At 55.5% G+C, this 7795-nt stretch carries 8 protein-coding genes; 1 reads left to right on the forward strand and 7 read right to left on the reverse strand.

Features of this window, described 5'->3' with window-relative positions:
• Positions 1 to 124: 124 nt before the first annotated feature.
• The 7 genes from RT613_RS11870 to sppA form a co-directional block, all read right to left on the reverse strand.
• The gene (locus tag RT613_RS11870) at positions 125 to 2371 is read right to left on the reverse strand and encodes an ATP-binding protein (RefSeq protein WP_313615576.1); all 2247 of its coding nucleotides are present in this window, start codon (positions 2369 to 2371) and stop codon (positions 125 to 127) included.
• A gap of 55 nt (positions 2372 to 2426) precedes the next feature.
• The gene (gene lspA, locus RT613_RS11875) at positions 2427 to 2927 is read right to left on the reverse strand and encodes a signal peptidase II (protein WP_313615578.1); all 501 of its coding nucleotides are present in this window, start codon (positions 2925 to 2927) and stop codon (positions 2427 to 2429) included.
• Complete coding sequence (locus RT613_RS11880) at positions 2927 to 3787, reverse strand: RNA methyltransferase (protein ID WP_313615579.1); 861 nt, start codon at positions 3785 to 3787, stop codon at positions 2927 to 2929. The genes lspA and RT613_RS11880 overlap by 1 nt, the downstream gene beginning before the upstream one ends.
• Positions 3784 to 4941 carry a class I SAM-dependent methyltransferase gene (locus RT613_RS11885; protein WP_313615581.1) on the reverse strand — a complete coding sequence of 386 codons (1158 nt, stop codon included), beginning with the start codon at positions 4939 to 4941 and terminating at the stop codon, positions 3784 to 3786. Before RT613_RS11885 ends, RT613_RS11880 begins: the two co-directional genes overlap by 4 nt.
• A 183-nt stretch (positions 4942 to 5124) precedes the next feature.
• Entirely contained in the window at positions 5125 to 5472 is a 348-nt protein-coding gene (locus tag RT613_RS11890) for a DUF1049 domain-containing protein (protein ID WP_313615583.1), read from the reverse strand.
• A gap of 70 nt (positions 5473 to 5542) precedes the next feature.
• On the reverse strand, positions 5543 to 5854 hold the full coding sequence (locus RT613_RS11895) for an integration host factor subunit beta (protein WP_192486639.1): 312 nt from the start codon (positions 5852 to 5854) through the stop codon (positions 5543 to 5545).
• 26 nt (positions 5855 to 5880) lie between these two features.
• Entirely contained in the window at positions 5881 to 6834 is a 954-nt protein-coding gene (gene sppA / locus RT613_RS11900; protein WP_313615585.1) for a signal peptide peptidase SppA, read from the reverse strand.
• 253 nt (positions 6835 to 7087) lie between these two features.
• On the opposite strand from sppA, the gene lptC reads away from it, so the two are divergent.
• A complete protein-coding gene (gene lptC, locus RT613_RS11905) occupies positions 7088 to 7753 on the forward strand; it encodes an LPS export ABC transporter periplasmic protein LptC (RefSeq protein ID WP_313615587.1) in 666 nt (221 codons plus the stop codon).
• Positions 7754 to 7795: the final 42 nt, after the last annotated feature.

The following is a 7795-nucleotide window of genomic DNA, read 5'->3' on the forward strand; positions in this document are numbered from 1 at the left end:
TGTCATAAATCACTTATTGACGACAGAATAGTGACAACCTGGCCCTGCGGCAAAAGGAACAACACGCTGCTGTCAAAGTCTTTTCAACCAGTGATACGCAATGCGTGGTCAGGCTGCCTACCGTCTAATAGGCGAGCGATTCCGCCTGCGGCAACAAGGCATGGATTTCTTCCAGCAATTGCTTGGGATCAACCGGTTTTGACAACACCGTCCTTACCCCGGCCTCAAGAGCCGATTGGCGCATGTCCGGTGACGTATCGGCACTGAGCACGATAACAGGCACACGCGGCCATTGAGCATATTCACGGCAGATATGCGGAAGCACGTCCAGAGCTTCGCCGCCGGGCATATTGAAGTCGGAAATGATCAGATCGGGACGAATTGCGGCACCGGGAACGGCAGCGGCCAGAAGTGCTGGAAAGTCTGTAACGAGATTGACCTCATGACCGGATTTTTCCAGCACCGCGCGCAGGATGCGTGCATTGACCGGATCGTCCTCCGCCACCAGAACAAACGGCTTCCGTCCTGCCGGATGAACGGCATCCGCGCCACCAAAGCCGGGCTGGTTGTCATTGATGGCGTCGCGTCGTTCCATGCCGCGCAGACGACCACTCAAGACATCGGCAAGAGACTTTTCACGCAATGGGCGGATAAGCCACGCATCATAACCGCCTTGTAGCTGGGTAGCCCGCTCCTCAGGATTGACCAGCAGGATGCGACGCACTGGCTTTTCCGACAGGCACGGCCATCTCTTGATAATATCGCCAAACAGGCCGGCACAACGGTGATCCACGATGATATCGCTGATCATTTCACCGTCTTTTCCATCCTGCAGATCAAGCGCCTCAACGGCCGCCATGTCGGAGACAACACGGCATCGCCCGCCCAATGACAGGATGGAGGCCTTGGCCGCCATCGCGCTCATGCCTTCTGGTGAGAGAAGCAGCACATTGCTTTTGGTCAGCGTCTGGCCACGATGTGCATCATCGTCGGCAAGACCATCGGCACCGGCGCGAAAACGCAAAATGAAGACACTGCCTTTGCCCTTGACGCTTTCAACGCTCAAGGAACCGCCAAATTCCCGCACGATCCGTGCGGAAATTGCAAGTCCAAGCCCGGTTCCAGCACTGCGCTGGCGGGTCGATCCGGCCTGTTCAAACTCTCCGAATACCCGCGCCTGTTCGGCCTTGGTCATGCCAGGCCCGGTATCGGATATGGTGATGACCAGCTGATCGCCATCCATCAAAGTGCGGATCAGCACCCCGCCGGACGCTGTGAATTTCACCGCATTTCCAATGAGGTTGAACAGCACCTGGCGCAATCTTGCGGGATCAAAATCCAGATATTCCGGCACATTGGCGGCAACGGTCGATGCAATCTCGATGCCCTTTTCATGGGCGCGATGTGCCAGCATCTCAACAATGCTTTCCAGAAGGCGTCGCAGATTTTCTGCCCTTGGATTGAGGCGGAAACGCCCCGCTTCCATGGTGGAAAAATCAAGGAGGTCTTCGACCAGTTGCACCAGTGCCTGACCGGATTGGCGTGTACCATCGAGATAATTGCGTTGCTCATCATTGAGCTTTGTCTGCGATAGCAGGTGGTTCATGCCGAGAATGCCGCTGAGCGGTAGGCGTATTTCATGGGCAACGGTCGCCAGCAACCGGCTTTTGACCGCACTTTCCTTTTCCGCCTTCTGGCGCGCTTCTTCACGCGTCATCAATGCACGACGCTCATCGGTCACATCGCGGGCAACCGACTGGATGACCAGACGATTGCTTTGCCCCAGCCGCACAACCGCATCCTGCCACGTGAAAATGCGCTGGCCATAAGGCGTGGCGATTTCAACGTCATAACAATGCGCCTTTCCGCCGGGACGGAAGGCAAGGCCGATTTCCTCGCAGCTCAAACCGACGGGCACATTGCAGCCCGTCATTTCGCGAAATGTGTCGTTGGCCTCGATGATCCGGCGGTCCATGCCGCGCAGCACGGCAATGTCACCCATGGCGTCGTGGACATCAGGCAGAATTGTGGTTTCAGCCAGCAGCTGCGGCGCTGCCGCTGTCTCAAAACGCGCCTTATTCAGCGCACGCAGAACGGGAACTGTCGCCGCACTCAGGGTAACGATAGAGATGAGAGAAAGGGGCCAGCCCGCAAGGCCGTTCCACATCAATGGCAGTGACGACACAAGGCCGGCACCGGCGACAAGCCCGATCAAAGAAGCTTTGTTCTGCCCACGGAGTTCCGCCGTTTTCTGATGCTCAGGACCTTCCAGAGCTGGCAAAATCGGGCTGTCTGCCGCCTTTGTCTTTAAGACTGCGGCATCCTCAAAAGGACCGGAAACGTGCTTGCGAAGATGTGCAGGGTCGCTCATAGCCAATCTCTACCATGTCAGCGGTTTTGATTGGCTTTGCCTAAACGATAAAAGTTTAATCTTTCTGCGTGTCTTTCGACGTTTTCATCTGCAACAATTCGTCCAGGATCACGCAGGCTGCACCGATACTGATGAAGCTGTCGGCCAGATTGAACACGGCAAAAGACCAGGTCTGCGTGTGAAACAGGATGTAATCGATGACGTGGCCGTAGAGGAATCGGTCAAAGATGTTGCCCAGCGCGCCGGCAATGATCAGTGCAAAACCGAGATGGGCAAAGTTGCGGTCTTTCGGCGTTTTCTTCCACATCCATATGACGAAAACAACGATGACCAGACGCATGGTGACGATGAACCAGCCATCCATATGCGACAACATCGAGAAGGCCACACCGAGATTGTAGGTGCGGTACAAGGCCAGCATGGGAATGACAGGCACCATTTCCTGCAAGGGAAGATAAAGCTCGACCAGCGTTTTGACGATCTGGTCAACAACCAGCAAAACGACGATCAGAGCCAAAGCCGGACCCACCCGGGAAAACATGCCTGTTTTTGTCATTACTTACGGATCTCCAGATCAAGCAGATGTCGCCGTGCTTCAAACAGCATAACCGCCGTTGCAACGGCAAGATTGAGCGAATCCGCCCTGCCCTGCTGGGGAATACGCGCCAAACGATCCGCCTTGGAGGCAAGCTCTTCCGGAAGACCGGACTGTTCATTGCCCATCATAAGGACAACGGGTTTACCCTTGTAAGTGATGGTCCGGTAATCCACGGAACCGGCCAGGTGCGTGGCAACGAGGTTGACGCCCGACTGCTTTTTCCATTGCAGAAATTCGTCAACGTTGGCTCTGGTCACCGGCACGGCAAACACCGAACCCATGGTCGCACGCACGGTTTCAAGCGAAAACGGATCGGTGCAATCCCCAATCAGGATCACGCCAGAGGCACCTGCCGCATCCGCCGTGCGAATGATGGTTCCCAGATTGCCGGGGTCACGAACCCTGTCCAGTGCAACAAAGGTCTGGCTTTCCGTTGGCTGAATATCGCGCAGCGGGCGCCATTTCTGCTCGAAAATACCAACGACCATTTGCGGATTGTCGCGACGGGTGATCGACGAAATGACCTTTTCGCTGACTTCCAGAACCAGTCCACCGGAGGCAACGGTTTTTGTCGCAACCTTTTCGACCAGTGGCTTGCCCTTGGCCGCCTTGGCATAAACCAGAGTACGGATCGTCCAGCCCAGTTCCAGCGCATCGATAACCAGCTTCAGCCCTTCTGCCATGAAGGTGCCGCTCTCTTCACGGCCTTTCTTCTGGGTCAGTGCCTTGATGTCTTTGACGATGGGATTGGTCAGGCTGGTCACTTCCTTGACCTGACCGACGCGCCGTGGTGCTCCGGCTTGATATTCCTTGCTCATTTCGGCTCCCAGCGGCTAAACAGCGATGTGGACAGGGCACGACCGGGCGTCTTGCCATCGAGACCCGCCTCACGAATAACCAGTTCGCCGGACGCAATCGTTCCGCCTGCGCCGCGCATGATGTCCATCAGCAATTCATGCGTGGAATAGAAGCTGGCACGAATGGAATAGGCGGTCAGCACAAGGCCCAGCGCCTTGGGCGACAGGATTTCACGGCAGATATCCAGCATCAGCGGCAGATGATCAAACAGCTGCCAGATTTCGCCATTGGTGCCGCGACCGAACTTCGGCGGGTCCGTGAGGATGATATCATAGGTGCTGCCGCGGCGTTCTTCGCGCTGGATGAACTTCATGGCATCTTCGCAAATCCAGCGGATCGGTGCCTTTTCAAGTCCGGCCAGTGCCTGATTTTCCTTGGCCCAGTTGATCGCCTTTTTCGACGCATCGACATGGGTGACTTCTGCGCCGGCAGCGGCGGCAACCAGAGAGGCAACGCCGGTATAACCGAACAGGTTCAGCACCTTGACCGGACGACCTGCCGTTTCAATGGCATTTTGAAGCCACTGCCAGTGGACGATCTGTTCGGGAAATACGCCCACATGGCGAAAGGCGGTAAAACGTCCCAGAAAGTCGACGCCCAGCAAAGAAAGCGGCCAGGTCTCACCAAGTGCGTTCTTGGGGAACCGCCAGCGTCCCATGCCGTCTTCATCGGTATCACCGGTAAAAACCGCGTCGACATTTTCCCAGATGTTTGCACCCAGGTTTGGCCGCCACAGCGCCTGCGCCTCAGGGCGAACGATACGGTATTCGCCATATTGCTCAAGCTTGAGGCCGTTGCCGCTGTCGATCAGATGAAAATCACCCGCACCTGTGGATTCGAGAATAACCGGCACCTGCTCGATTGGACGATCACCGGTGCGTGCCATCAGGCTGCGCTGCGGGAGCGGTGCAGCAGTTGCAGCAGCAACTTCCTTCTGCGCCACCTTGTCTTTTGCTGCTGCGGCAGGGCGGGCCGGACGGGCATCGTCCTGGCGGCGCGGCGCCTGTCCACGTTCCTTGAACGACGCGGATTTTTCCGGGCGAGCCGGGCGGGACTGTTTTTTATCCTGTCCGGCAAAGTTCTTGCCACCGGACCGGTTATCTTTTTTCTTCAACGGAAATTTCCATGTTTCAGGGTCAAGACCCCAGGGTCATCTTGTCTTGGCAAAGCCAATAGCATCAGTGGGGCCTATGGCAAAGTCCCCAACGTGATTGTGACAAAGCGGCGACGCGCAAAACACCGTCAAATTCCGCTGATTATGAAAGCAGCCCGTGACTTTATCAGGATGAGTGGCTGATTACTTGGCCGGTAGCTGCGCATCGACATGGGCGCCAGTGGCGCGCGCAGCAACGGCTTTCTGACGATCAGCCTCGGCATGCCAACGATTGGCCTCCTTGGCTTCAACGCGTGCACGTTTGCGATGTTTGCCCTGCGTCAGCCATGTTGCGGCAGAACCGACGAGAATGCCGAAAATAACCGCCAGGAACAGGAAAACAAAAAACGGTGCCGAAAAAGACAAAACGCTATCGTCCGGTCTGAACGGATTAAGCGCCAGGGTAACCGACTGGCGGTTGGCAACGGATAGAACAATCAGCACGATACCCAGCGGAAGCAGAACCAGAAGGTTGATGATCTTTTTCGACATGGGGTACTCCGTTCATGCTTTTCATCATGATGTGCGGGTTGGTGATGCCGACCCGCTCATCCTCACAAACTCAATCTTCGTCGTCGTCCTCGACATCGCCCATGCCTGGGTTCAGGCGTTCGCGAAGTTCTTTGCCGGTCTTGAAAAACGGCACCCACTTCTCTTCGACGAACACCGATTCACCGGTGCGCGGATTGCGGCCGGAGCGCGACGGACGGTTCTTGACCGAAAAGGCACCGAAACCACGCAGTTCGACGCGGTTGCCGCCCGCCAGGGCATCGGTGATTTCGTCAAGCACCGCGTTGACGATGTTTTCCACGTCGCGGTGATAAAGGTGCGGATTACGCGCAGCAACAATCTGCACCAGTTCAGACTTAATCACGACGGCCCCCTGAAAAAATTGGCTTTTTAGTGTGGCTCAACCTGCCAAACCGAAACGAGACCGTCAAGAAACAACTTGTCGGTTGCCTGACTTGCAGCCCCTGCAAGTGGCAGAAAATCCTCATATCCGAGCATTCTCGCAACTTTTGCCAGGCCAAAAAGTGAAAATGGCGATGATGTCGACGGAGCGCGCCAGTCAGCAACCGGCAGATTTTCGCTCACACCGCGTTCTTTCAGGTAGTCGCGAATCTCCTTGTCACCGCCCAAACGGTCAACCAGCTTGACGGCCAGCGCCTGTCGTCCGGTATAAATGGAGCCATCGGCAAGCTTCAAAACCTCTTCGCGCGGCAGCTTGCGGCGCTCCGCCACCAGATCGACAAACCAGCCATAACTGTCCATGACCATGTTACGGATCACGGTCTTGGCCTCTTCAGGTGCTTCATGAAACGGCGACGGTTCTGCCTTGAGCGGCGACGATTTGATTTCCTGCAGCGATATACCAAGCTTGTCCAGCAGCGGACCAACCTGAGGATACTGGAAGATCACACCGATCGAACCGGTAATCGAGGTTTCACCGGCAACGATGACGTCGCCAGCGCTGGCAATCATGTAACCTGCCGATGCGGCAAGTGTGCGAACGTCAGTCACAACAGGCTTCTTTTCCGCGACGGCGCGCAGGGCCTTGAATATACGTTCGCCGCCATAGGTGGTGCCACCTGGCGAGGAAATTGAAACGATAAGCGCCTTTGCATTGTCGCTCTTGGCGATCTTGTCGAGACGTTCGAGCAGTTCCCTGTCGTCCTGGATCAGGCCTGATATCTGCACCCGTGCCACATGGGCTTCACCGGAATTCGAGCCTGAAACAAAGGCCACGCGGTATGCTGCAAAGCAGGCCGCCACCAGAAGAACGATCGCAGCAACGCGCCAGAATGTCAGCTTGCGGCGCAACTGCCGCCGGTCCGCGATTGCCATGCGATCCATGTTTCATGTCCCTTTAAGAGCTATTGCCATTGGCGAATGCATATTTTCCGTTACAGCCGGTTTTATCTGCGCGCTCAAGTGAAACAAACAAAAAAGCCTGTTTTCGGCAAAAATCACGACCCACTTGTATGGCACTCATAAAAAACCATATTGGCAGAACCTTTCGCACATGCCAAAGACAAACATTGAAACACGAAAAGGCCGACTGGTGTCCATGATTACCCAGCCCGCTTTTGCCCGGGACCTCTGAGGAATGCTAGACAAGCTAAGCGAATCGCCAGCACTTGTGTCTGCGACCACCGACGGTGGCGCAGCATATGGTACGGCTATGCGGCATTCTGCGCGCGTTCGCCGCCTGAAAATCATTCTGCCCGTTACAGCCTTTCTTATTTCACTGATTTTTATCGGCGTTTCCCTCGTCAAGGCGTGGTGGCCGGCAAATGTGTCCGTGGAAAGCGCAACGATCGAGGACGGCAAGATCGTCATGGAAAAGCCCGCTGTTGCAGGGCGAAACGATGATGGCATTGCCTATTCCATGACAGCTGATCGTGCCTTGCAGGATATAGCCAGCCCCAATCTGATGACGCTTGAAAATGTTCTGGCTGCTGTACCGATGAATGACATCTTGGCAAAAGTGACGGCAAGCGGCGGTATTTTTGACCGCAACACCAACAAGATGCAAATGACCGAGCCGTTCGAGATCAATATGACCAACGGCATCAAGGCAAAATTCCAGTCTGCAGATGTTGATCTGCGCGCCGGCAAGATGCAAACGAGTGAACCAGTCGACATTACTACCAAAGATGGTTCGATTGTTGCACAAAGCATGCAGATCGCAGATAATGGCAGAACAATCATTTTTTCGGGGCAGGTTCGGGCACGGCTCGCTGCATCGACCATACAACAAGCAGAAAATTGAAAGCCCGACCTGATGTCACGATCCTTACGTTCTTCGATTTTC

The organism is Agrobacterium sp. (assembly GCF_032092815.1).
Classification (GTDB): Bacteria; Pseudomonadota; Alphaproteobacteria; order Rhizobiales; family Rhizobiaceae; genus Agrobacterium.

Excerpts from the sequence above, each read along its gene's own strand:
- lspA (WP_313615578.1), bottom strand. The coding sequence starts at position 2,927 with ATGACAAAAACAGGCATGTTTTCCCGGGTGGGTCCGGCTTTGGCTCTG.
- RT613_RS11870 (WP_313615576.1), bottom strand. The coding sequence starts at position 2,371 with ATGAGCGACCCTGCACATCTTCGCAAGCACGTTTCCGGTCCTTTTGAG.
- RT613_RS11880 (WP_313615579.1), bottom strand. The coding sequence starts at position 3,787 with ATGAGCAAGGAATATCAAGCCGGAGCACCACGGCGCGTCGGTCAGGTC.
- sppA (WP_313615585.1), bottom strand. The coding sequence starts at position 6,834 with ATGGATCGCATGGCAATCGCGGACCGGCGGCAGTTGCGCCGCAAGCTG.
- RT613_RS11890 (WP_313615583.1), bottom strand. The coding sequence starts at position 5,472 with ATGTCGAAAAAGATCATCAACCTTCTGGTTCTGCTTCCGCTGGGTATC.
- lptC (WP_313615587.1), top strand. The coding sequence starts at position 7,088 with ATGCTAGACAAGCTAAGCGAATCGCCAGCACTTGTGTCTGCGACCACC.